Raw genomic sequence first — 23,625 nt, 5'->3', positions numbered from 1 at the left:
TGCCCCCGGTGCTGTGCGGTACCGGGGGCACGGACCTGCGCTGGGCGGCGGGCCGGGCGTCAGCCCTTGAGCTGCTCGTACGCCGGCAGCGTCAGGAAGTCGGCGTAGTCCTCGTCCAGGGAGACCGTCAGCAGCAGGTCGTGCGCCTGCTGCCAGTTGCCGGCCGCGAAGGCCTCGTCGCCGATCTCGGCGCGGATGTTCGCCAGTTCCTCGGCGGCGACCTTGCGGGCCAGCTCGGCGGTGACCTGCTCGCCGTTGTCGAGGACGACCTCCGCGTTGATCCACTGCCAGATCTGCGAGCGGGAGATCTCGGCGGTGGCCGCGTCCTCCATCAGGTTGAAGATGGCCACCGCGCCCAGGCCGCGCAGCCACGCCTCGATGTAGCGGATGCCGACCTGCACGGCGTTGACCAGGCCCGCGTACGTCGGCTTGGCGTCCAGGGAGTCGATGGCGATCAGGTCGGCCGCCTTGACGTCGACGTCCTCGCGCAGCCGGTCCTTCTGGTTCGGCCGGTCGCCGAGGACCTTGTCGAAGGACTCCATGGCGATCGGCACCAGGTCGGGGTGGGCGACCCAGGAGCCGTCGAAGCCGTCGCCGGCCTCGCGGTCCTTGTCGGCGCGGACCTTCTCGAAGGCCACCTTGTTGACCTCGGCGTCCCGGCGCGAGGGGATGAACGCCGCCATGCCGCCGATCGCGTGCGCGCCGCGCTTGTGGCAGGTGCGCACGAGGAGTTCGGTGTACGCCCGCATGAACGGGGCGGTCATCGTGACCGCGTTGCGGTCCGGGAGCACGAACTTCTCGCCGCCGTCACGGAAGTTCTTGACGATGGAGAACAGGTAGTCCCAGCGGCCGGCGTTCAGCCCGGAGGCGTGGTCGCGCAGCTCGTAGAGGATCTCCTCCATCTCGTACGCGGCCGTGATCGTCTCGATCAGGACGGTGGCGCGGACGGTGCCCTGCGGGATGCCGACGTAGTCCTGCGCGAAGACGAAGATCTCGTTCCAGAGGCGGGCCTCCAGGTGGGACTCCGTCTTCGGGAGGTAGAAGTACGGGCCCTTGCCGAGGTCCAGCAGGCGCTGGGCGTTGTGGAAGAAGTACAGGCCGAAGTCGACCAGGGCGCCGGGGACCGGGCGGCCGTCGACCTGGAGGTGGCGCTCGTCGAGGTGCCAGCCGCGCGGGCGCATGACGACCGTCGCGAGCTCCTCGTCCGGGCGCAGGGCGTACGACTTGCCGGTGCGCTCGTCGGTGAAGTCGATGGTGCGGGTGTAGGCGGCGGTCAGGTTGAGCTGGCCGAGGACGACGTTCTCCCAGGTCGGGGCGGAGGCGTCCTCGAAGTCCGCGAGCCAGACCTTCGCGCCCGAGTTGAGGGCGTTGATGGTCATCTTGCGGTCGGTCGGGCCGGTGATCTCGACGCGGCGGTCGTTCAGCGCGGCCGGAGCGGGGGCCACCTTCCAGGAGTCGTCCGCGCGGATCGCGGCGGTCTCCGGGAGGAAGTCGAGCGTGGAGGTGCGGGCGATCTCGGCGCGGCGCTCCGCACGGCGGGCGAGGAGCTCGTCACGCCGGGGCGTGAACCGCCGGTGCAGCTCGGCCACGAAGGCGAGCGCCGCATCGGTGAGGACCTCCTCCTGCCGGGGCAGGGGCTCGGCGTCGACGATGGCCAGCGTGGACGGCGCTGGTGCGGACATGAGCTGTCACTTCCTTCAGCGGTGGCACCGGGTGCCAGAGGGCGCGTATAGGGGCATAACGCACTCGCTGTGCGGTCGAGTGCTTCTGGTCAGTGGATAGTAGTTTCCTCATCGTGGAACTTCAATGGTTTGTTGATGTCGAGATTCTCTGAGTCGAGGGACAGTGGCTCCCAGTGCCATGCCCTTCACTCAAGGTGGCGCAGGTCGGCCAAGGTGTCGATGTCGTACGGCCGTGCCACGTCCCCGCACTCGACGAGGGCGATCTCCGCCTCGTGTTCCCTCAGATAGGCGCGTGCCCCCCGGTCGCCGGTCGCAGTCGCCCCGACGCCCGCCCAGTGGGCCGCCCCGAGCAGGACGGGATGGCCGCGCCCGCCCGCGTACGCAGCCGACACGAGCGACGTCGGGTCCCGGTACCCGGCACGCACCCGCGCCATCGCCTCCGCGCCGATGCCGGGCTGGTCCACCAGCGAGACCAGCGCCGCCCGCGCCCCCGTGCCGGACAGCGAGGCGAGCCCGGCCCGCAGCGAGGTGCCCATGCCCCGCTGCCACTCGGGGTTGTCCACCAGGACACACCCCTCCAGCGCCGCCCGCGCGCGCACGTCCTCGGCCCGCGCCCCCAGGACGACGTGCACGCGGGCGCAGCCGGCCGCGCGCAACACCTCGACCGCGTGTTCGACGAGCAGGTGTCCGCGATGCTCGAGCAGTGCCTTGGGCCGGCCACCGAGCCGCCGGCCGCCTCCCGCGGCGAGCAGCAGCCCCGCCACCTGGTCTTCGTTGTCCGCCATGGGTCCTGCATACCTGACCGCGTGTCAAACCCTCCGGCGCACAACCGGTTTCACGGGACTGAATTTCGGTCCTCGCGGTGGCGCGTCCGGCACCGGGTGGCGTTTACTGGCCCGCGTCCCCGGCGCCCGACCACCGCCCGGGGGCGCTCGGCACGTTCACCACGTAGGGGCGCACAACGGGGTGCGAGGGGGAGGGGCTGTGTTGCGGAGCTTGGGGCAGAGGCAAGTGGCCGTCGGCGACGAGGACGTGAGAGTGGCGGAACTGCGGACCGCGGTGTCCCGGCTGCGCCGCCAGCTCGCCCTGCTGCCCGCGGACTTCCCGGACCGGGCGATCGCCGAGGACGAACTGGCCGACCTGGCCGCGATGGCGGACCACAGCGTCCCGGAGGTGCCGAGGCTGCGCCGTTCCCTGCTGCTGATAGCCGGTGCGATCGGCTCCGTCAGCGCGCTGTCGCGAGGGCTGGCGGACGTCCGGCACGCCGTCGAGCTGTTCGGGGATCCGCCGCGGCGGTGAGGCGCCGGCGCCCGACGAGGGCAGCCCCCGGCGGTGCCGCCGGGGGCTGAACGTCCGCCACGCGGCTCAGGCGGCCGGGTTGCCGTTCGAGGCCTGCAGTGTTTCCGAGAGCTCGGCCGCCACCTGCTGGAGCAGGGGCACCATCCGGTCGGTCGCGGTTTCCGTGACGCGGCCCGCCGGGCCCGAGATGGAGATGGCCGCGGCGGTGGGGGAGTTCGGCACGGAGACGGCCAGGCAGCGCACCCCGATCTCCTGCTCGTTGTCGTCGATCGCGTATCCCTGGCGCCGCACGTCCTCCAGTGCCGCGATGAACCCGTCCGGCGTGGTGATCGTCTTCTCCGTCGCGGCCGGCATGCCGGTGCGGTGCAGCAGCGCCCGCACCTCCTCCGCCGGGAAGTCGGCGAGCAGTGCCTTGCCGACGCCCGTCGAGTGCGGCAGGACGCGCCGGCCGACCTCGGTGAACATGCGCATCGAGTGCTTGGACGGCACCTGCGCGACGTAGACGATCTCGTCGCCGTCGAGCAGCGCCATGTTCGCCGTCTCCCCGGTCTCCTCGACCAGCCGGGCCAGGTGCGGGCGCGCCCAGGTGCCCAGCAGGCGGGCCGCGGACTCGCCGAGCCGGATCAGGCGCGGGCCGAGCGCGTAGCGCCGGTTGGGCTGCTGGCGCACGTATCCGCAGGCCACCAGCGTGCGCATCAGGCGGTGGATGGTGGGCAGCGGCAGTCCGCTGCTCGCGGAGAGCTCGCTGAGGCCGACCTCGCCGCCCGCGTCCGCCATCCGTTCGAGCAGGTCGAAGGCGCGTTCCAGGGACTGGACGCCACCTGTGGCGGACCTGGCGGAGTCGGTGGTGCTGGCGCTGGACGTCGGCACGGCACGTTCCTTTCGGGGCTGGCGGGAGGGCAGAAGCCTACCCGGCGGCCGGTTGACTCCCCGCTTGTACGTAGCTACGTTCTGTCTGTCGGAATTCTAATTCCGCTTTGTGGAAACGTCCAGAGCGGGGTCGTCGAGCATGCCCAGGCAAAGGGTGCCTCTTGACGGCGCGGAACGGGAAGTGAAGACTCCTTCAACAGAACGTTGAAGTCCGTTACGTGGCGAGAGATCCCGTTTCCCGGATGTGAACCGGCGGGCCGGCGGTGGACCGCCGGCGGAACGACTGCAGAGAGAGGGGTTCGGGTGTCCCAGGCTGAACTGGTGCTGCGCTCGACGCGCGTCATCACTCCCGAGGGCATACGCGCCGCGTCCGTCGCGGTGAGCGGCGGCACGATCACGGACGTACTGCCGTACGACGCGCCCGTACCGGAGGGTGCCCGCCTGGAGGACGTCGGCGACCACGTCGTCCTGCCCGGCCTGGTCGACACCCACGTGCACGTCAACGACCCCGGGCGCACCGAGTGGGAGGGCTTCTGGACCGCCACCCGCGCCGCGGCGGCCGGTGGCATCACCACCCTCGTCGACATGCCGCTCAACTCCCTCCCGCCGACCACCACGGTCGACCACCTGCGCGTCAAGCAGCAGGTCGCCGCCGACAAGGCGCACATCGACGTCGGCTTCTGGGGTGGCGCCCTGCCCGACAACGTCAAGGACCTGCGCCCGCTGCACGAGGCCGGCGTCTTCGGCTTCAAGGCGTTCCTGTCGCCGTCGGGCGTGGACGAGTTCCCGCACCTCGACCACGAACAGCTCGCCCGGTCCCTCGCCGAGATCGCCGCCTTCGACGGCCTGCTGATCGTGCACGCCGAGGACCCGCACCACCTGGCCGCCGCCCCGCAGCAGGGCGGCCCCAAGTACGCCGACTTCCTCGCCAGCCGTCCGCGCGACGCCGAGGACACCGCCATCGCCGCGCTCATCGCGCAGGCGAAGCGGTTCAACGCGCGGGTGCACGTGCTCCACCTGTCCTCCAGCGACGCCCTGCCGCTGATCGCCGAGGCCCGGGCCGAGGGCGTCCGCCTCACCGTGGAGACCTGCCCGCACTACCTCACCCTCACCGCCGAGGAGGTCCCGGACGGCGCGAGCGAGTTCAAGTGCTGCCCGCCCATCCGCGAGGCGGCCAACCAGGACCTGCTGTGGCAGGCACTGGCGGACGGCACCATCGACTGCGTGGTCACCGACCACTCACCCTCCACCGCAGACCTGAAGACCGACGACTTCGCCACCGCCTGGGGCGGCATCGCCGGTCTCCAGCTGAGCCTGGCGGCCATGTGGACCGCGGCCCGCGAGCGCGGCCACGGCCTGGAGGACCTCGTCCGCTGGATGTCGGCGAACACGTCCCGCCTCGTCGGACTGGAGGCCCGCAAGGGCGCCATCGCACCGGGCCACGACGCCGACTTCGCCGTCCTCGCCCCCGACGAGACCTTCACCGTCGACCCGGCCGGCCTCCAGCACCGCAACCGCGTCACCGCGTACGCGGGCAAGACCCTGTACGGCGTCGTGAAGTCCACCTGGCTGCGCGGAGAGCGCATCGTGGCGGACGGCGCGTTCACCGACCCGAAGGGACAGCTCCTCTCCCGGACCCCGTGACACACGTCCGGACCTGCCCCACACACACTCGAACGACCCCGAAAGGAACACCTGATCACCGTGACGGCCCAGCAGAACACCTCGTTGGCCAGCTTCACCGGCGATGCGAACCCCTACGGAGGCGGTGACCCGTACGCGGACTACCGCACGGCCGACCTCCCGTTCACCCAGTACGCCAACCTCGCCGACCGGCGACTGGGCGCCGGTGTCGTCGCCGCCAACGACGAGTTCTTCGCCCAGCGCGAGAACCTGCTGGTGCCCGAGCGCGCCGAGTTCGACCCCGAGCACTTCGGGCACAAGGGCAAGGTCATGGACGGCTGGGAGACCCGCCGCCGCCGCGGTGCCTCGGCCGAGCATCCCTGGCCCACCGAGGACGACCACGACTGGGCGCTGATCCGCCTCGGCGCGCCCGGCGTGATCCGTGGCATCGTCGTCGACACGGCCCACTTCCGCGGCAACTACCCGCAGGCGGTCTCCGTCGAGGGCGCCTCGGTCGCGGGCTCCCCGTCGCCGGAGGAACTCCTCGCGGACGACGTGAAGTGGACGACCCTCGTCCCGCGCACGGCGGTCGGCGGCCACGCGGCCAACGGCTTCGCCGTCTCCGCCGAGCAGTGCTTCACCCACCTGCGCCTCAAGCAGCACCCCGACGGCGGCATCGCCCGCCTGCGCGTGTACGGCGAGGTCGTCCCGGACCCGGCGTGGCTCGCCGCGCTCGGCACCTTCGACGTGGTCGCGCTGGAGAACGGCGGCCAGGTGGAGGACGCCTCCAACCTCTTCTACTCGCCGGCCACCAACACCATCCAGCCGGGCCGCTCCCGCAAGATGGACGACGGCTGGGAGACCCGCCGCCGCCGTGACCAGGGCAACGACTGGATCAGCTACCGGCTGGTGGACCGCTCCCAGATCCGCGCGATCGAGATCGACACGGCGTACCTGAAGGGCAACTCGGCGGGCTGGGCGTCGGTGTCGGTGAAGGACGGCGAGAGCGGCGAGTGGCGCGAGGTGCTGCCCCGGACCCGGATGCAGCCCGACACCAACCACCGCTTCGTCCTGCCCGAGCCGGCCGTCGGCACCCACGCGCGCGTGGACATCTTCCCCGACGGCGGCATCTCCCGCCTGCGCCTGTTCGGCTCCCTGACGGAGGACGGCGCGGCCCACCTGGCCGCCCGCCACCAGGAACTGGGCGGCTGACGCACGGACCGGCCGCCCCCGGCAACGGGAACGGCCGGTCCCCACCTACCCGCGGGGCGCACCGGCAGGACAGCACCGGCGCGCCCCGCGCGGATGCCCGGGGGCGGTGCCCGCGTCGCGTGCCGCTACGCCGCGTGGCCGCCGTCCACCGCGAACTCCGCCCCGGTGACGTACGCGGCGGCCGCCAGGTAGGCCACCGTGGACGCCACCTCGTCCGCCGTGCCGAAACGGCCCAGTGCCGTCATGGCCGCCTGCCCCTGCGCGTAGGGCCCGTCCGCCGGGTTCATGTCCGTGTCGATCGGGCCCGGGTGGACGATGTTCGCCGTGATCCCGCGCGGACCCAGCTCCCTCGCCAGGGCCTTGGTCAGCCCGATCAGCGCCGACTTGCTCATCGCGTACAGCGTGCCGCCGGGACCCGGCACCCGCTGGGTCATGCAGGTGCCGATGGTGATGATCCGCCCGCCCTCGGTCATGTGCGACGCGGCGGCCTGGGAGGCCAGGAAGACACCACGGACGTTCACGGCCAGCAGCCGGTCCACGTCGGCGAGGGACATGCTCTCCATCGGACCCAGCAGCCCGAGGCCCACGTTGTTGACCAGCACGTCGACGCCGCCCCCGAGCGCCTGCGCCGCCCGCTCGACCGCGCCCGCCGCCTCCTGGGCGTCGGCGGAGTCCGCCCGCAGGGCCACCGCCCGGCGTCCCAGTGCCCGGGCGGCCCGTACGACGTCCTCGGCCGCGTCCTTGCCGTTCACATAGGTGAGGGCGACGTCCGCGCCCTCCCGCGCCAGGCGCAGCACGGTGGCCGCGCCGATGCCGCGGCTGCCGCCGGTCACGAGGGCCGTCCGGCCGGTCAGAGAAGAGGGGGCGAGTGGGTTCGTGTTCGTGTTCATGGGTCCATCCCAGCGGTCCGCTCCCGCGGGCGCTGGCGGCGAACGGACGTCGACCTGACCCGCGGGCCGGCGCCGCCGACGGCGATGTGAACGCGCGGAAAACACATATGACGTACCGGGAAACTCCACGGACTTGTCATTGACATGCCATGGTCTACGCGCGTCATCATGACGTCATGCGATTCCCCCCACGCGCCGCCCGGATCGGCGCCGCAGCCGCAGTCCTGTCCGCCCTCCTCGTGGGCGGCTCCGTCTCCGCCACCACCGCCGGCGCCGCCACCACCGCGGTCGGCGACATCTGCTACAGCGACCTGCCCTCCCAGGCACACGACACGCTCGACCTGATCGAGCAGGGCGGGCCCTACCCCTACGACCAGGACGGGACCGTCTTCCAGAACCGGGAGGGCGTCCTGCCCAGCCGGTCCACCGGCTACTACCACGAGTACACGGTGATCACCCCGGGCTCCGACACCCGCGGAGCGCGCCGCATCGTCACCGGCGAGCAGGCTCAGGAGGACTACTACACGGCCGACCACTACGCGTCGTTCGACCTCGTCGACCACGGCTGCTGAGGGCGGCGCACGGCCGGACTCCGCGCTCACCCCGGACTCCACGCTCACCCCGGCCCGCGGCTCTCGGCGGCGGCGAACAGGGCGAACGCCAGCACGATCAGGGCGACGCTCGCGTAGATCTCGTACCCGTCGAGGAAACCGATCCGCTGCACGAAACCCCAGTCCCACCCGGTGAATTCGTGCATCAGACCGGCCACGCCCTGTACCAGGGCGAGGAATCCGACGATCCCCAGAAACTCCTTCATGCCCCCGACTCTCGCCCCGCGGACCCCCCACCCACATCGGCCGCGGGGCGAGGCACGTCCGACCGAAGTCGTCGTTCCCGGGCGCCCGGTACGCCGAAAGTCGGCGGCCCGGCGACTTCGGTCGACGATCCGGCGCGAGCGGCGGTGACGGCGGCCCGCGCTGCGTAGATTTGCCGACCGTGAGCGATGACAGGCCGGTGCGGACCGCCCCGGTGACCCTGGGACGGCGCTGGCTGCTGCCGTCGGCGCTGATCGACCAGCTCGACCCGGACGCGGACCGCTCGGGCCGGCGGCCCCGACGGACCGCACGCGACTGGCTGGTCGACTTCGCCTGCTTCCTGCTCGCCGTCCTGATCGGCCTGTTGGCCGCGGACACGCTGGACCGGGAACCCGGACTCCCGTACGCCTGGGAGGTGTCCGACCAGTTGATCGGCGCCCTGTCGTGCGCTGCCGTATGGCTCCGACGCCGATGGCCGGTGGGGCTCGCGGTGGCACTGGTGCCCGTCGGATTCGTCTCGGTCACCTCGGGCGGTGCCGCGCTGGTCTCCCTCTTCACTGTGGCCGTCCACCGCCCCTTCCGCTACACGGCCTGGTTGACCGGCGTCAACATGCTGCTGCAACCCCTCTTCTACTGGCTGCGCCCGGACCCTGCCCTGCCCTACCTCGGTGCGGTCCTCCTGGGCGTCCTGCTGGCGGCCACGGTGGCCGGCTGGGGCATGCTCGCCCGGTCCAAGCGCCAGCTCCTGCTCAGCCTGCGGGACCGGGCCAGGCGCGCGGAGACGGAGGCGCGGCTGCGGGCCGAGCAGGCGCAGCGGCTGGCCCGGGAGGCCATCGCCCGGGAGATGCACGACGTCCTCGCCCACCGGCTGACGCTGCTCAGCGTGCACGCGGGTGCCCTGGAGTTCCGGCCCGACGCGTCCCGCGAGGAAGTGGCGCGGGCGGCCGGCGTCATCCGCGAGAGCGCCCACGAGGCGCTGCAGGACCTGCGGGAGATCATCGGCGTGCTGCGGGCCGGCGACTCCGACGACGGGGGCCGGCCGCAGCCGACGCTCGCGGCACTGGACGCCCTGGTCGCCGAGTCCCGGCAGGCCGGCATGGAGGTGGCCTTCGTCCGTCACGTCACCGACCCCGCCACCGTCCCCGCCTCGGTGGGCCGCACCGCCTACCGCATCGTCCAGGAGGCCCTGACCAACGCCCGCAAACACGCCCCCGGCACCGAGGTCACCCTCTCCGTCACCGGGGCACCGGGCGACGGACTCGCCCTGTCCGTGCGCAACGCCCCGCCCGACGGAGAGGCGCCCCACGTTCCCGGCTCCGGACAGGGCCTGATCGGGCTGACCGAGCGTGCGACGCTGGCGGGCGGCACGCTGGAGCACGGCCCCACGGGCGACGGCGGCTTCGAGGTACGGGCGGCGCTGCCGTGGGGGTGACCTCCAGGACACCGCCCCGGCGTCCTGACACATCGTCACCTGCCGGTCGTCATCAGGGCCGTCGACCGGGTGTGGTCTCCCCCGGCAACCGTGATTACGTGAGGTCATGACTGCGATCAGACTGCTCCTCGTCGACGACGACCCGCTGGTGCGGGCCGGGCTGTCCTTCATGCTGGGCGGCGCCGGCGACGTGGAGATCGTCGGCGAGGCCGCCGACGGCGACGAGGTCGAGGCACTAGTCGACCGCACCCGCCCGGACGTGGTCCTCATGGACATCCGGATGCCGGGGGTGGACGGTCTGACGGCCACCGAACGGCTGCGGGGCCGCGCGGACCCCCCGCAGGTCGTGGTGCTCACCACGTTCCACGCCGACGAGCAGGTGCTGCGGGCCCTGCGCGCGGGCGCCGCCGGATTCGTCCTCAAGGACACCCCGCCCGCGCAGATCCTCGACGCGGTGCGCAGGGTCGCCGCCGGTGATCCGGTCCTGTCGCCCGCCGTGACCCGGCGGCTGATGGAGCACGCGGCCGGCACCGCCGCCGACACCCGGCGCACACGCGCGCGTGCCCGCATCGCCGCGCTGAACGACCGCGAACGCGAGGTCGCCGTCGCCGTGGGGCGGGGCCTGGCCAACGCCGCAGTCGCGGCGGAGCTCTACCTGAGCGTCGCCACCGTCAAGGCCCACGTCTCCCGCATCCTGGCCAAGCTGGACCTCGACAACCGCGTGCAGATCGCGCTGCTGGCGTACGACGCGGGACTCCTGGACGACGCGCCCTAGCCGGCGGACGCACGCGCCGCCGGTGCGGGGAGGCTCGGTACGACGCGTCGCCGCCCCCGGCCGCTCAGAGCGCCGCCCGCTCCGCGCCCGGCACCTCCGCCGGACGCACCGCCCTGCGCTCCCGCCGGGAGATCTCGCACGCCTCGGCGATCGTCAGGGCCCGCAGCGCCTCGCGACCGTCGCACGGGTTGGCCCGCTCGCCGCGCACCACCTCCACGAACGCGGCCAGCTCCGCCTCGTAGGCGGGCCCGAAACGCTCCACGAAGCCCGACCAGGGCTTGTCCGCGGCCGGCGGCCCGGTCGGCTCGGTGGACGCGATGGGCGTACGGTCGTCCAGCCCGACGACGATCTGATCGAGTTCGCCGGCCAGCTCCATGCGCACGTCGTACCCCGCGCCGTTCAGCCGCGTCGCCGTCACCGTGGCCAGCGTGCCGTCGTCCAGCGTCAGCAGCGCCGCGCCCGTGTCCACGTCGCCCGCCCCGCGGAACACCGGCGGCCCGGCGTCGGACCCGGCGGCGTACACGTCGACGACCTCCCGGCCGGTCACCCAGCGCAGGACGTCGAAGTCGTGGATCAGCGTGTCCCGGTAGAGCCCGCCGGACTGCGACAGGTACGCGGCGGGCGGCGGCGCCTGGTCGCTCGTCACCGCCCGGACGGTGTGCAACCGGCCCAGCCGCCCGGACCGTACCGCCTCCCGCGCCCCCGTGTACCCCGCGTCGAAACGGCGCTGGAACCCCATCTGCAGAACCGTTCCCGCCGTCTCCACCTCGGCGATCGCCTGGAGCGTGCCGGCCATGTCGAGCGCGATCGGCTTCTCGCAGAACACCGGCAGTCCCGAGCGTGCTGCCCGACCGATCAGTTCGGCGTGGGCCGACGTCGCCGTCGTGATCACCACGGCGTCCACGCCCCATCGGAAGATCTCGTCCACCCCGGGCGCCGCGGTCTCGCCCAGTCGCTGGGCCAGGGCCTGCGCCCGGGCCAGATCCGCGTCCGTGAGGATCAGGGACCCGACGTCGCGATGGCGGCTGAGCGTGTTGGCGTGGACCGTGCCGATACGGCCCGTACCGATGACCCCGATGCGCATGGAATCAAAGTGGGCTCACAGCCCGGACGCTGTCAATGTGTATGTCCGGACAACCGAACTACACGACTTCCCGTCATCAGCGCACGGAGCTACGCTCGGCCCGTGCCGAAACCAGAAGTGGACCCGACCGTGGCGCTGGACCTCAGCGTGGATCGCAGCAGCCCCGTGCCGCTGTACTTCCAGCTGTCGCAGCAGCTGGAGGCGGCGATCGAGCACGGAGCGCTGACCCCGGGGAGCCTGCTGGGAAACGAGATCGAGCTCGCCGCGCGGCTCGGCCTGTCCCGCCCCACCGTCCGCCAGGCCATCCAGTCCCTGGTCGACAAGGGCCTGCTCGTGCGCCGCCGGGGAGTCGGCACACAGGTGGTGCACAGCCAGGTCAAGCGCCCGCTGGAGCTCAGCAGCCTCTACGACGACCTGGAGGCTGCGGGGCAGCGCCCGGCCACGAAGCTCCTGGTGAACACGGTCGTCCCGGCGACGGCCGAGGTCGCCGCCGCGCTCGGCGTGGCCGAGGGCGGCGACGTGCACCGGGTGGAGCGGCTGCGTCTCGCGCACGGGGAGCCGATGGCGTACCTGTGCAACCACCTGCCGCCCGGTCTCCTCGACCTGGACACCGGGCAGCTCGAGGCCACCGGCCTCTACCGGCTCATGCGCGCCGCCGGGATCACCCTGCACAGTGCCCGCCAGTCCATCGGTGCCCGCGCCGCCACCGCCGCCGAGGCCGAGCGGCTCGGCGAGGAGGAGGGCGCGCCGCTGCTCACCATGCGGCGCACGACGTTCGACGACACGGGACGCGCGGTCGAACTGGGCACGCACACCTACCGGCCGTCCCGCTACTCCTTCGAGTTCCAGCTGCTCGTACGGTCCTGACCCGCACCGGCCGGCGGGCCGATCCGCCGTGCGCGTGGGTCTCCATGTCCGGACAATGTGACCGACCGGCGCTCCCCGGCACTGCATGACCGATGCCCGTGTCGGACAATGGGGCGTTTGGGATTTCAGAGCCCAGCGGGACAGCACGGCACAGCAAGAAGGGCACGGCCTCGTGGCACGGTTTCGGACCTGGGTAGGCATCGCACTGGCGGGGGCACTGTCGGTGTCCCTGGCCGGCTGCAGCAGCACCGGCGGCAAGCGCGCCGAGGACGCCCGCAAGGCTGCGGCGGCCCAGGGGAAGGCGGCGGTGAACACCCCCCGCTGGACCTTCGCGATGATCACCCACTCGGGTGACGGCGACACCTTCTGGGACATCGTCCAGAGCGGCGCCGACCAGGCCGCCGAGAAGGACAACATCAACTTCGTCTACTCCCACGACGACGAGGCGCAGCAGCAGGCGCAGCTCGTGGACGCGGCCGTCGACAAGAAGGTCGACGGGATCATCGTCACGCTCGCCAAGCCCGACGCGATGAAGGCCGCCGTCGCCCGCGCCGAGAAGGCGGGCATCCCGGTGATCACCGTGAACTCCGGCTCGCAGGAGTCGAAAGAATTCGGCGCGCTCACCCACATCGGGCAGGACGAGACGATCGCCGGTGAGGCCGTCGGCGAGGAGCTGAACGAGCGGGGCCGCAAGCGGGCCCTCTGCGTCCTGCACGAACAGGGCAACGTCGGTCACGAGCAGCGCTGCGACGGCGTCGAGAAGACCTTCGACGGCAAGGTCGAGCGGCTCTACGTCAACGGCACGAGCATGCCGGACGTGCAGTCCGCCCTCGAGGCCAAGCTCCAGACCGACAAGGCCGTCGACGCCGTGGTTACGCTGGGCGCCCCGTACGCCGACACGGCCGTACAGGCGAAGGAGGGCGCGGGCAGCAAGGCGGAGATCGACACCTTCGACCTCAACGCCAAGGTGGCCGCGGGCCTCGAGGAGGGCACGCTCGGCTTCGCCGTCGACCAGCAGCCCTACCTCCAGGGCTACGAGGCGGTCGACCTGCTGTGGCTGTACAAGTACAACGCCGACGTCCTCGGCGGCGGCCGGCCCGTGCTCACCGGACCGCAGATCATCACCAAGGACGACGCCGCGGCCCTGGCCGACTACACGGAGCGGGGCACCCGATGAGCGCCACGCAGGTGAAGGACGCCGACGAAAGGCTTCTGCAGACCTCCGCGCTGCGGAAGCTGCTGGGCCGCCCCGAGCTCGGGTCCGTCGTCGGCGCGATCGCGGTCTTCGTCTTCTTCGCGTTCTTCGCCGACAGCTTCCTGCGCGCCACCAGCCTCAGCACGGTGCTCTACGCCGCCTCCACGATCGGCATCATGGCCGTCCCCGTGGCGCTGCTGATGATCGGCGGCGAGTTCGACCTGTCGGCGGGCGTCATGGTCACCTCGTCGGCCCTGGTGTCGTCGATGTTCAGCTACCAGATGACCGCCAACGTGTGGGTCGGCGTAGGCGTCTCCCTGCTGGTCACCCTGGCGATCGGCGCCTTCAACGGCTTCATGCTCACCCGCACGAAGCTGCCCAGCTTCATCATCACGCTGGGCACCTTCCTGATGCTGACCGGCATGAACCTGGGCTTCACCAAGCTGATCGACGGCACCGTCTCCACCAAGTCGATCGACGACATGGAGGGCTTCCCGTCCGCCCGCGACGTCTTCGCGTCCACGATCACCGTCGGCGGCGTCGGCTTCAAGATCACCATCCTGTGGTGGCTCGCCCTGGTCGCCGTCGCCAGCTGGATCCTCCTGCGCACCCGCGCCGGCAACTGGATCTTCGCGGTCGGCGGCAACAAGGACGCCGCCCGCGCGGTCGGCGTCCCGGTCACCCGGACCAGGATCGGCCTCTACATGGGCGTGGCCTTCGGTGCCTGGATCTCCGGCCAGCACCTGCTCTTCTCGTACGACGTCGTCCAGTCCGGCGAGGGCGTCGGCAACGAGCTGATCTACATCATCGCGGCCGTCATCGGCGGCTGCCTGATCACCGGCGGCTACGGCAGCGCCGTCGGCTCGGCGGTCGGCGCCCTCATCTTCGGCATGACCAGCAAGGGCATCGTCTTCGCCGAGTGGAACCCCGACTGGTTCAAGTTCTTCCTCGGAGCGATGCTGCTCCTCGCGACCCTGCTCAACGCCTGGGTCCGCAAGCGCGCGGAGGCCACCAAGTGACACAGACCGAAAGCCGGGCGCCGCTCGTCGAGCTGTCCGACGTCAGCAAGCGGTACGGCAACGTCCGCGCCCTCGAAGGAGTGTCGCTGGCCGTCCACGCCGGCGAGATCACCTGCGTGCTGGGCGACAACGGCGCCGGCAAGTCGACCCTGATCAAGATCATCGCGGGCCTGCACCAGCACGACGGCGGCACGCTCGCCCTCGACGGGGAGGAGACGCGCCTCTCCTCCCCGCGCGAGGCCCTGGACCGCGGCATCGCCACCGTCTACCAGGACCTGGCCGTCGTCCCGCTCATGCCGGTCTGGCGCAACTTCTTCCTCGGCTCCGAGCCGCGCAAGGGCGCCGGCCCCTTCAAGCGCATGGACGTCGACCACATGCGCCGCACCACCCACGCGGAACTCCTGCGCATGGGGATCGACCTGCGCGACGTCGACCAGCCCATCGGCACCCTCTCGGGCGGCGAACGCCAGTGCGTGGCCATCGCCCGCGCGGTGCACTTCGGCGCGAAGGTCCTGGTGCTCGACGAGCCGACGGCGGCGCTCGGCGTGAAGCAGTCGGGCGTGGTCCTGAAGTACGTGGCGGCGGCCCGCGACCGGGGCCTCGGTGTTGTCCTCATCACCCACAACCCGCACCACGCGTACCTGGTGGGCGACAGATTCGTCCTGCTCAAGCGCGGCACGATGGTGGGCAACTACACACGTGACGAAGTCACCCTGGACGAGCTGACCCAGCAGATGGCGGGCGGAACGGAGCTGGACGATCTGCGCCACGAACTGCAGCGCCGTTGAGGGGGCGCGGGGAACCGCGCGACCAGCCACGACGTACCGGCACCCGACGACGTACCGCTCCACCCGCCCCCGTCGCATTCGGCACCCGGCGTGAGCGTGCGGCACAATCGCACCCGATGAGCACCTACCGCGACTTCACCGCCCCCATCGGCTCCCGCCGCGCCCCGGTCCTGCGCACCGTGGGCACGAGGGAACGCCGCTCGCACCTCACGGCACCCCGCGTGCCGACGGTCGGCATCGACATCGGCGGCACGAAGGTCATGGCGGGCGTCGTCGACGCGGACGGCAACATCCTGGAGAAGCTCCGCACGGAGACCCCGGACAAGTCCAAGAGCCCCAAGGTCGTCGAGGACACCATCGTCGAGCTGGTCCTGGACCTGTCCGACCGGCACGACGTGCACGCCGTGGGCATCGGCGCGGCCGGCTGGGTCGACGCCGACCGCAACCGGGTGCTGTTCGCCCCCCATCTGTCCTGGCGCAACGAGCCGCTGCGCGACCGCATCGCCGGCCGCCTCGCGGTCCCCGTGCTGGTGGACAACGACGCCAACACCGCCGCCTGGGCCGAGTGGCGCTTCGGCGCCGGCCGCGGCGAGGACCACCTCGTCATGATCACGCTCGGCACCGGCATCGGCGGCGCGATCCTGGAGGACGGCCAGGTCAAGCGGGGCAAGTACGGCGTCGCCGGAGAGTTCGGCCACATGCAGGTCGTGCCCGGCGGCCATCGCTGCCCGTGCGGCAACCGCGGCTGCTGGGAGCAGTACAGCTCGGGGAACGCGCTGGTCAGGGAGGCCCGCGAGCTGGCGGCCGCCGACTCGCCGGTGGCGTACGGGATCATCGAGCACGTCAAGGGCAGCATCGGCGACATCACCGGCCCGATGATCACCGAGCTGGCCCGCGAGGGCGACGCCATGTGCGTCGAGCTGCTCCAGGACATCGGCCAGTGGCTCGGCGTCGGCATCGCCAACCTCGCCGCCGCCCTCGACCCGTCCTGCTTCGTGATCGGCGGTGGCGTGAGCGCGGCCGACGACCTGCTGATCGGCCCCGCGCGCGACGCGTTCAAGCGCCAGCTCACCGGCCGCGGCTACCGCCCCGAGGCCCGCATCGTCCGCGCCCAGCTCGGTCCCGAGGCCGGCATGGTGGGAGCCGCCGACCTGGCCCGCCTGGTCGCCCGCCGGTTCCGGCGCGCCAAGCGGCGCCGGGTGGAGCGCTACGAGCGCTACGAGCGGTACGCGGAGGCCCGCCGCACGTCCGGGGAATCCCTGTGACGGACCCCCGCCCGGACGGGGCCGGCGCCCCGGAGGAACCCGCGCGCCCGGCCGAGGACCGGCGGCACATGATCCGCCGACGGGCGCTCACCCTGCTCATCATCGTGCTGCTCATCGGGGTCCCGGCCGGTTACCTGGTGATCTCCGCCAACCAGAGCCGCGACAGCGGCAAGGTCAAGGAGGCCAAGTACTCGGCGACCGGCCTGACCGAGGGCTGGCCGTCCAAGCTCCAGCGCCGCCTGTACGAGGTCCCCGTCCCGGTCCCCTCCGAAGAGGTGGCCTACTACGAGACGAACAACTGGAAGACCAGCCGCCTCTACGTCCAGTTCGAGACCACCGGTGCCGGCCTGGACGCCTTCCTGGCGGGGCTGGGCGTCACCAGGGACGACCTGCAGCGCGACAAGCCGGCCATCGGCGACCGCGACCAGCACATCACCGGCTGGAACTTCGACCGGCCCGGCCCGTGGTGGGGCCTCGTCCACCAGCAGGCGGACCCGGCTCCCACTCAGGACGTCCTCGTCAACCTGTCCGATCCGGACCGTCCGATGGTGTACGTGGTCTCGCGGACGGTTCCCTGACCGCCGGAGCCGATTGTCAGACCCCGCCCGTAGAGTCGAAGACAGGTGATCCGAGACGCGGGCGGGAGGTGACAGAACGTATGAGCGACACGACCGGCACGGTCGCCACGGCCGAGCGGCCGGAGCAGGGGGCCGTCCCCTCCGTGCCCGCCCGGCTCGCCGCCGTCTTCCTGCCCGCGCCCCTCCCGCGCGACGGACGGATCGCCTTCTGGGACCCCGAGGGCGGTCCCGTCACCGGCGCCGCGCCCGAGGACGGGGCCCTGCCCGCCGAGGCTCCGGCCACCGGTGCCGCCGAGGGCGTGCCCGAGCCCACGGAGCTCACCGTCGTCCGCCGGCACGGCACCGCGGCGCGCCGCGGCACCACGCCCGCGCTGTCGCTCCCGCTGACCGAGGCCCTGCCCCTGCTGGTGCGCGCCCGGCACGACCCGGCCGCCCACCCGGCCACCGCCTGCTGGGGTGCCGCCGCCCTGCACGCCCTGCGGCTCACCGCGCGCGGCCGCCTGCTGCCCGGCCTGACGGCGACCGGGCACGACGCCTGGCGGGCCGGCCCGCTCGACCCCGACGACGTCGCGCACCTGCGTGCGGTGGCCGCCGCGCTGCCCCCCGAGGGCCACGCGGTCCCGCTGGACGGCCCCGGCCCCCTCCGGCTGCCGGCTCCCGAGGCACTGATGCGCTCCTTCCTGGACGCGGTGGCCGACACCCTGCCCCGCACTCCCGCCGCACCCCACGCCTCGGGCCGCCCCTTCGCCGCACGCGCCGCCCAGCGCCTGCCCGACGCCCACGACTGGGCCGCGGAGGTCGCCGCCGGCATGGACGCGGGCGTACGGATCTCCCTGCGCCTGGACCTCTCGGCGTACGACCTGTTCGACGGCGACCCGAGCGGCGGTGCGCGGGGCGCCGGGGCGGCGGTCGTCCAGGTGCACAGCCTCGCCGACCCCACCCTCGTGGCCGACGCGGCGGACCTGTGGTCGGGCGCGGCCGACGCGTCGTTCGGCCCCCGCGCGCGCGTGGACGCCGCCCTCGCGGTGCGGCGCGCGGCGCGGGTCTGGCCACCGCTCGACCGGCTCACCGAGCAGGACGTGCCCGACGTCCTGAGCCTGTCCGAGGACGAGGTCACCGACCTGCTGGGCGTGGCGGCCGGCCGGCTCGCCGCCGCCGGGGTCGCCGTGCACTGGCCCCGCGACCTCGCCCACGACCTCTCCGCGACCGCGGTGGTCCGGCCCGCGCCCGGTTCGGCGACCGACGGCACGGGCTTCTTCGAGAGCGAGGACCTCCTCCAGTTCCGCTGGCAGCTGGCGATCGGCGGCGACCCGCTCACCGAGGCCGAGATGGACACCCTCGCCGAGGCCCACCGCCCGGTCGTCCGGCTGCGCGACCGGTGGGTGCTGGTCGACCCGGCCCTCGCCCGCCGGGCCCGCCGGCGCGACCTCGGCCTGCTCGACCCGGTCGACGCCCTGTCCGTCGCCCTCACCGGCACCGCCGAGGCCGACGGCGAGACGGTCGAGGTGGTACCGGCCGGCGCGCTCGCCACCCTCCGGGACCGGCTGACGGCGGGCACCGGTCCCGCCGAGCCCCCGCCCGGCCTGCACGCCACGCTGCGCGACTACCAGCTCCGCGGCCTGGCCTGGCTGGACCTCATGACCTCGCTGGGCCTCGGCGGCTGCCTCGCCGACGACATGGGCCTCGGCAAGACGGTCACCCTCATCGCCCTGCACCTGAAAAGGGCCCGCACCGAGCCGACCCTGGTGGTCTGCCCGGCCTCCCTGCTGGGCAACTGGCAGCGGGAGATCACCCGGTTCGCGCCCGGCGTCCCCGTCCGCCGCTTCCACGGCCCCGACCGCACCCTGGAGGACCTGAAGGACGGCTTCGTCCTCACCACGTACGGCACGATGCGGTCGGCCGCTGCGACACTGGCCGAGCAGCCCTGGGGCATGGTCGTCGCCGACGAGGCGCAGCACGTCAAGAACCCGTACTCGGCCACCGCGAAGGCGCTGCGCACGATCCCGTCCCCCGCACGCGTGGCGCTCACCGGCACCCCGGTCGAGAACAACCTGTCCGAGCTGTGGGCGCTGCTCGACTGGACGACCCCCGGTCTCCTCGGCCCGCTCAAGTCCTTCCGTGCCCGGCACGCGCGCGCGGTGGAGAACGGCGAGGACGAGGAGGCGGTGCAGCGCCTCGCCCGCCTGGTCCGCCCCTTCCTGCTGCGCCGCAAGAAGTCCGACCCCGGTATCGTCCCCGAACTGCCGCCGAAGACCGAGACGGACCACCCGGTGCCGCTCACCCGTGAACAGGCCGCACTGTACGAGGCGGTGGTGCGCGAGTCGATGCTCGCCATCGAGACCGCGGGCGGCATGGCCCGGCGGGGTCTGGTGCTCAAGCTGCTGACCTCGCTCAAGCAGATCTGCGACCACCCGGCGCTGTTCCTGAAGGAGGAGCACCCGCCGGGCGGCGCCGACCGGCTCACCGCCCGCTCCGGCAAGCTCGCCCTGCTGGACGAACTGCTGGACACGGTGCTCGCGGAGGACGGCTCGGTGCTCGTCTTCACCCAGTACGTCGGCATGGCCCGCCTGATCACCTCCCACCTGTCCGCCCACGCGGTCCCGGTCGAACTCCTGCACGGCGGTACGCCGGTGCCCGAGCGTGAGCGCATGGTGGACCGCTTCCAGAGCGGGGCGACCCCCGTGCTCGTCCTGTCCCTCAAGGCCGCGGGCACCGGCCTCAACCTGACCCGCGCGGGCCACGTCGTGCACTTCGACCGCTGGTGGAACCCGGCCGTCGAGGAGCAGGCCACCGACCGTGCCTACCGCATCGGCCAGACCCAGCCGGTGCAGGTCCACCGGCTCATCACCGAGGGCACGGTCGAGGACCGTATCGCCGAGATGCTCGAGTCCAAGCGGGCGCTGGCCGACGCGGTCCTCGGCGGAGGCGAGTCGGCCCTGACCGAGCTGACGGACCGTGAGCTGTCCGACCTGGTGTCCCTGCGGAGGCCGTCATGACCCCCCGTCCCGCCGACGAGGCCCGCCGGGCCCTGCGCGCGGCACGCGAGCGCGGGGAGGCGACACCGGTCGACGCGGACACCGACGCCGGAGCGGACCCCGACGTCCGTGCCGGAGCGGACCCCGACGTCCGTGCCGGGGCGGACTCTGACGTCCTTGCCGGGACGGGCCCTCACGCTCGTGCCGGGGCGGACCTGGACACCCGTGCCGGCGCGAATGCCGCGGACCGCGAGCCGGCGCGGGAGCAGGACGCGGCCCGGGACCAGGGCCTCGCCGACGCCCAGGCCCGGTCCCAGGACCAGACCCCCGCCCGGGACCGGAGCGAGCACGCCGGGCCACGTCCCGGGGACATCGCACGCGCGGCGCTGCGCAGCGCGCGGATCGCACGGCACGCGGGCATCGACGGCGCAGCGGGGGAGGGGGAGGCCCCTCGGGACACGGCGGACCGGTCCCGCGCCGTACAGGGCGGCCCCGTTGGGCCGGGCGGCGTGACAGCGGACCCTTCGCCGGGCTCCTCCGGTACTCCAGGCACTCCCGGCACCCCGGCAGAGGAAGCGGACCGGCCCGGCGAAGCGGCGGGGACCGCTCACCAGGCCGTACCTGACGGAGCCGCAGCCGCCTGCCCCGCGGACCACCCCGACGACGCGCCGAACCCTGCCAACGGCCCGGCAACCGCTCCGGGCGAAGCGACCGCCTCCGCCCCGGCCCAGCCCCCCACCGGCGCGGCCCCCGCGTCCGTCCCCGACGCCACGGCCGGGGAGGACAGCCGGCCGGCGGATGTGGCGCGCGAGGCGTTGCGGGCGGCCCGTCGGCAGGCGAGGGCGAACGCCGCGGCCAAGGGCGCGGCGGGCGTACGACGCCCTGCCCGCCCGGCCCCTCGTCCGCGCGGGACCGGCGGTTCCTCCAGCGGCGAGGCCCGCGCCCGCCTCGTACGGGACTTCGCCGCGGACGCGTTCCGTCTGCCCCCCGAAGCGGACCCCGCCGAGGAGGCCCAGCCGCTCGACGAGCCCACCGGTGCGACAGCCGCCAAGAGCCCCCAGGGCGCGGTGACTTCACCCGCGGAGCCCGCCCCGGCCCCGGAACCCACCCTGACGTCGTCGCCCGGGCCACCCCCGCCACCACGGCAGGCAGCGCCTCACCGGGGGGCGCGAGACCGGACTCCGTACCCCGTGCCGCACGGCCAGGACCCCTCCCCGCCCCCGGCGACCCCGCGAGCCCCCCGCTCCATGGCCGCCCCCGACCGCGACGGCGATCTCCGTCGCACCTTCCCCGCCTTCCCGCCCCGGACGGCGTCCGACGGCGGCTTCGCCGAGACCTGGTGGGGGAACGCGTGGGTGACCGCGCTGGAGGAGGGCGCGCTCGACCCCAAGCGGCTGGCACGCGGCCGCGGTTACGCCGAGCAGGGACACGTCGACGCCATCACCGTGACGCCCGGACTCGTCCTCGCCTACGTGCAGGGCAGCCGCCCGAGGCCGTACCGGGTACAGGTACGGCTGCGCACCCTCGGCGACGCCGACTGGGAGCGGTTCCTGGACACCGCCGCCGAGCGGCCGGGGCACATCGCCGCCCTGCTCGACAAGGAACTGCCCCCTTCCCTCGCCGACTGCGGCGTCCCGCTGCTCCCCGGCCCCGGCGACCTCGCCCCGCAGTGCAGCTGCCCCGACTCCGGTCACCCCTGCAAGCACGCCGCCGCCCTCTGCTACCGGACGGCGCGGCTGCTCGACGCCGACCCCTTCGTCCTGCTCCTGCTGCGCGGCAGGGGCGAACGCGAGCTGCTCGACGCCCTGTCCCGGCTCAGCGCCGCCCGCGCGGCCCGCGCCGCCCAGGACAAGGGCCCGGCGCCCCTCCCCGGCGTCCGGGCCACCGAGGCACTGGCCGCGCGGTCGCTGCCGCCCCTCCCTGCGCCGCTGCCCGCGCCCCCGCACCCCGAACAGCCCCCTGCCTACCCGGCGGCACCGGGCGGCCCGGACCCCTTCGCGCTGGACCAGCTGGCCACCGACGCCGCCGCCCGCGCCCACGCCCTGCTCACCACGGGCCGCGACCCGGTCGGCGGACTGACGCTGTGGCAGGACGCCGTCCGCCACGCCGCCGCACGCCCCGGCTCCGGCCTCACCGCCGGCACCCGGGCGCTGTACTCGTCCCTGGCCCGGGCCGCCGGCCGCAGCACGTCCGAGCTGGCGCGCGCGGTGGCCGCCTGGCGTCAGGGCGACCTCGACGGCCTCACCGTCCTGGAGGAGCCCTGGGATCCGCCGGCCGGCCGTTTCGACCGCGCCCGCCCCCTGCTGCTCGCCGCCGACCTGCCCGCCTTCCGCCCCTGGCGCAACCACCTCACCCACCCCTCGGGGCACCTCCAACTCCGCCTCGGCCGCACCGGTCTGTGGTACGCCTACGAGTCCGAGCCCGGCCGCGACGACTGGTGGCCCCGTGGCACCCCCGACCTCGACCCGGTCGGCGCCCTGACGGGGCTGGGCGGCGTCGGCGACCTCTGACCCGACCCGGCGTCGCGCCACCCGCACCCCGCCGGCCACGCTCCGCGGGACCTTCGCACTACCGCCACAACGTGGAGTGCTGTGTGCCTGCCCGGACCCAGCTAGGTACGAAAGCGCGGAATATGAGAACCTCGGCCGAGTGAGCGACACGACGACGAGCACCCTGCAATACCGCTTCGACGGGCCGGAAAACGCCCCAGTCCTGATCCTGGGTCCCTCACTCGGCACGACCTGGCACAGGTTGTAGAGACCGTCCAGGGATGTCTACAGCAGTACAGCGCGGGCAGGAAATTGCAGGTCAGAGCGTCTTGGTCCGAGACGGTCTGCCCAGTTGGTGATTGCGGTGTGACACGAGGGTGATATGGCGAGGCCCCACCGGGGTCCGTCCTGACGGGATCTCTGCGCGGACCGTGAGACGGAGAAGCCGCACCGGAGCACTCCGGTGCGGCTTCTCCGTGAGAGAGGACGCGCTGATGCACAGGATGTCGTCGGCGGCCCGTGCAGTCCGAATGGACGTGACTTTCCCGGGTGCCTGATTCGCGATCGCACGTGCTCGTCGGTCCGTGTGAGGGTGCGCGCCCCACAAGACGGTGTACGCCTTCGCCACCCGGCGCCACGCCCGCGTCCTGGCCGCACGGTCGGATCCCGGCCCGGATCAGCGTCACCCGGCGGTCGGCACCGGCCGACAGACGGACGTCGGCCCCGTTCCTAAGCGTCCAGGCCCGGAGGCGGCGGCGCCGCCAGAG

The 23,625-nt window shown here is 73.2% G+C and carries 20 protein-coding genes; 14 read left to right on the top strand and 6 right to left on the bottom strand.

The annotated features are described in order from the left end of the window. Nucleotides 1-59: 59 nt before the first annotated feature. Complete coding sequence (gene aceB, locus IEZ05_RS22665; protein WP_189232045.1) at nt 60-1,682, bottom strand: malate synthase A; 1,623 nt, start codon at nt 1,680-1,682, stop codon at nt 60-62. A 185-nt stretch (nt 1,683-1,867) separates the two neighbouring features. Next, nucleotides 1,868-2,467, bottom strand: a complete 600-nt coding sequence (locus IEZ05_RS22660; RefSeq protein ID WP_189232044.1) for a nucleotidyltransferase family protein — start codon at nt 2,465-2,467, stop codon at nt 1,868-1,870. A gap of 199 nt (nt 2,468-2,666) precedes the next feature. Here IEZ05_RS22660 and IEZ05_RS22655 point away from each other — a divergent pair, with 199 nt between their 5' ends. Continuing rightward, nucleotides 2,667-2,981 (top strand): DUF5955 family protein, encoded by a 315-nt coding sequence (locus tag IEZ05_RS22655; RefSeq protein ID WP_189232043.1) that lies wholly within the window; start codon nt 2,667-2,669, stop codon nt 2,979-2,981. Between the two features lie 66 nt (nt 2,982-3,047). Here the strand turns inward: IEZ05_RS22655 and allR are convergent, their stop codons facing one another. After that, nucleotides 3,048-3,851, bottom strand: a complete 804-nt coding sequence (gene allR, locus IEZ05_RS22650) for an allantoin degradation transcriptional regulator AllR (protein WP_189232042.1) — start codon at nt 3,849-3,851, stop codon at nt 3,048-3,050. A 303-nt stretch (nt 3,852-4,154) separates the two neighbouring features. Here allR and allB point away from each other — a divergent pair, with 303 nt between their 5' ends. Both allB and alc read left to right on the top strand, forming a co-directional pair. Next, nucleotides 4,155-5,495, top strand: a complete 1,341-nt coding sequence (gene allB / locus IEZ05_RS22645; protein ID WP_189232041.1) for an allantoinase AllB — start codon at nt 4,155-4,157, stop codon at nt 5,493-5,495. Between the two features lie 60 nt (nt 5,496-5,555). After that, complete coding sequence (gene alc, locus IEZ05_RS22640; RefSeq protein WP_189232040.1) at nt 5,556-6,686, top strand: allantoicase; 1,131 nt, start codon at nt 5,556-5,558, stop codon at nt 6,684-6,686. A 125-nt stretch (nt 6,687-6,811) separates the two neighbouring features. Here alc and IEZ05_RS22635 read toward each other — a convergent pair whose 3' ends face one another. Next, nucleotides 6,812-7,576 (bottom strand): SDR family oxidoreductase, encoded by a 765-nt coding sequence (locus IEZ05_RS22635; protein WP_189232039.1) that lies wholly within the window; start codon nt 7,574-7,576, stop codon nt 6,812-6,814. 176 nt (nt 7,577-7,752) lie between these two features. Here IEZ05_RS22635 and IEZ05_RS22630 point away from each other — a divergent pair, with 176 nt between their 5' ends. Further along, nucleotides 7,753-8,148, top strand: coding sequence for a ribonuclease domain-containing protein (locus IEZ05_RS22630; protein WP_189232038.1), 396 nt, complete (start codon nt 7,753-7,755; stop codon nt 8,146-8,148). Between the two features lie 44 nt (nt 8,149-8,192). Here IEZ05_RS22630 and IEZ05_RS22625 read toward each other — a convergent pair whose 3' ends face one another. Then, nucleotides 8,193-8,393, bottom strand: a complete 201-nt coding sequence (locus IEZ05_RS22625; protein ID WP_189232037.1) for a hypothetical protein — start codon at nt 8,391-8,393, stop codon at nt 8,193-8,195. Between the two features lie 179 nt (nt 8,394-8,572). Here IEZ05_RS22625 and IEZ05_RS22620 point away from each other — a divergent pair, with 179 nt between their 5' ends. Together IEZ05_RS22620 and IEZ05_RS22615 are read left to right on the top strand one after the other, a co-directional pair. Then, the gene (locus IEZ05_RS22620; RefSeq protein ID WP_189232036.1) at nt 8,573-9,823 is read left to right on the top strand and encodes a sensor histidine kinase; all 1,251 of its coding nucleotides are present in this window, start codon (nt 8,573-8,575) and stop codon (nt 9,821-9,823) included. A gap of 106 nt (nt 9,824-9,929) precedes the next feature. Continuing rightward, the gene (locus tag IEZ05_RS22615) at nt 9,930-10,598 is read left to right on the top strand and encodes a response regulator transcription factor (RefSeq protein WP_189232035.1); all 669 of its coding nucleotides are present in this window, start codon (nt 9,930-9,932) and stop codon (nt 10,596-10,598) included. A gap of 64 nt (nt 10,599-10,662) precedes the next feature. On the opposite strand, the gene IEZ05_RS22610 is transcribed toward IEZ05_RS22615, so the two are convergent. Further along, on the bottom strand, nt 10,663-11,682 hold the full coding sequence (locus tag IEZ05_RS22610) for a Gfo/Idh/MocA family protein (RefSeq protein WP_189232034.1): 1,020 nt from the start codon (nt 11,680-11,682) through the stop codon (nt 10,663-10,665). A gap of 129 nt (nt 11,683-11,811) precedes the next feature. On the opposite strand from IEZ05_RS22610, the gene IEZ05_RS22605 reads away from it, so the two are divergent. From IEZ05_RS22605 to IEZ05_RS22570, 8 genes are all read left to right on the top strand, one after another. Further along, nucleotides 11,812-12,549 (top strand): GntR family transcriptional regulator, encoded by a 738-nt coding sequence (locus IEZ05_RS22605; RefSeq protein ID WP_189232226.1) that lies wholly within the window; start codon nt 11,812-11,814, stop codon nt 12,547-12,549. Nucleotides 12,550-12,721: 172 nt separating this feature from the next. Further along, nucleotides 12,722-13,726, top strand: a complete 1,005-nt coding sequence (locus tag IEZ05_RS22600; RefSeq protein ID WP_189232033.1) for a sugar ABC transporter substrate-binding protein — start codon at nt 12,722-12,724, stop codon at nt 13,724-13,726. Continuing rightward, nucleotides 13,723-14,763 carry an ABC transporter permease gene (locus IEZ05_RS22595; protein WP_189232032.1) on the top strand — a complete coding sequence of 347 codons (1,041 nt, stop codon included), beginning with the start codon at nt 13,723-13,725 and terminating at the stop codon, nt 14,761-14,763. The genes IEZ05_RS22600 and IEZ05_RS22595 overlap by 4 nt, the downstream gene beginning before the upstream one ends. Further along, on the top strand, nt 14,760-15,551 hold the full coding sequence (locus IEZ05_RS22590; protein WP_189232031.1) for an ATP-binding cassette domain-containing protein: 792 nt from the start codon (nt 14,760-14,762) through the stop codon (nt 15,549-15,551). Before IEZ05_RS22595 ends, IEZ05_RS22590 begins: the two co-directional genes overlap by 4 nt. 116 nt (nt 15,552-15,667) lie before the next feature. Beyond that, the gene (locus tag IEZ05_RS22585) at nt 15,668-16,816 is read left to right on the top strand and encodes an ROK family glucokinase (RefSeq protein ID WP_189232030.1); all 1,149 of its coding nucleotides are present in this window, start codon (nt 15,668-15,670) and stop codon (nt 16,814-16,816) included. Then, complete coding sequence (locus IEZ05_RS22580) at nt 16,807-17,394, top strand: sugar kinase (protein WP_373298839.1); 588 nt, start codon at nt 16,807-16,809, stop codon at nt 17,392-17,394. Before IEZ05_RS22585 ends, IEZ05_RS22580 begins: the two co-directional genes overlap by 10 nt. A gap of 80 nt (nt 17,395-17,474) precedes the next feature. Further along, complete coding sequence (locus IEZ05_RS22575) at nt 17,475-20,390, top strand: DEAD/DEAH box helicase (RefSeq protein WP_189232028.1); 2,916 nt, start codon at nt 17,475-17,477, stop codon at nt 20,388-20,390. After that, nucleotides 20,387-22,879, top strand: coding sequence for an SWIM zinc finger family protein (locus IEZ05_RS22570; RefSeq protein WP_189232027.1), 2,493 nt, complete (start codon nt 20,387-20,389; stop codon nt 22,877-22,879). The genes IEZ05_RS22575 and IEZ05_RS22570 overlap by 4 nt, the downstream gene beginning before the upstream one ends. Nucleotides 22,880-23,625 lie beyond the last annotated feature (746 nt).

This window comes from Streptomyces flaveolus, assembly GCF_014648815.1.
Classification (GTDB): domain Bacteria; phylum Actinomycetota; class Actinomycetes; order Streptomycetales; family Streptomycetaceae; genus Streptomyces; species Streptomyces flaveolus.
This window is presented reverse-complemented; position numbering and strand designations above follow the sequence as displayed.

What these genes read in the sequence shown, in the direction of transcription:
- aceB (WP_189232045.1), bottom strand. Translation starts at nt 1,682, where the DNA reads ATGTCCGCACCAGCGCCGTCCACGCTGGCCATCGTCGACGCCGAGCCC.
- IEZ05_RS22660 (WP_189232044.1), bottom strand. Translation starts at nt 2,467, where the DNA reads ATGGCGGACAACGAAGACCAGGTGGCGGGGCTGCTGCTCGCCGCGGGA.
- IEZ05_RS22635 (WP_189232039.1), bottom strand. Translation starts at nt 7,576, where the DNA reads ATGAACACGAACACGAACCCACTCGCCCCCTCTTCTCTGACCGGCCGG.
- IEZ05_RS22630 (WP_189232038.1), top strand. Translation starts at nt 7,753, where the DNA reads ATGCGATTCCCCCCACGCGCCGCCCGGATCGGCGCCGCAGCCGCAGTC.
- IEZ05_RS22625 (WP_189232037.1), bottom strand. Translation starts at nt 8,393, where the DNA reads ATGAAGGAGTTTCTGGGGATCGTCGGATTCCTCGCCCTGGTACAGGGC.
- IEZ05_RS22615 (WP_189232035.1), top strand. Translation starts at nt 9,930, where the DNA reads ATGACTGCGATCAGACTGCTCCTCGTCGACGACGACCCGCTGGTGCGG.
- IEZ05_RS22610 (WP_189232034.1), bottom strand. Translation starts at nt 11,682, where the DNA reads ATGCGCATCGGGGTCATCGGTACGGGCCGTATCGGCACGGTCCACGCC.
- IEZ05_RS22595 (WP_189232032.1), top strand. Translation starts at nt 13,723, where the DNA reads ATGAGCGCCACGCAGGTGAAGGACGCCGACGAAAGGCTTCTGCAGACC.
- IEZ05_RS22585 (WP_189232030.1), top strand. Translation starts at nt 15,668, where the DNA reads ATGAGCACCTACCGCGACTTCACCGCCCCCATCGGCTCCCGCCGCGCC.
- IEZ05_RS22575 (WP_189232028.1), top strand. Translation starts at nt 17,475, where the DNA reads ATGAGCGACACGACCGGCACGGTCGCCACGGCCGAGCGGCCGGAGCAG.
- IEZ05_RS22570 (WP_189232027.1), top strand. Translation starts at nt 20,387, where the DNA reads ATGACCCCCCGTCCCGCCGACGAGGCCCGCCGGGCCCTGCGCGCGGCA.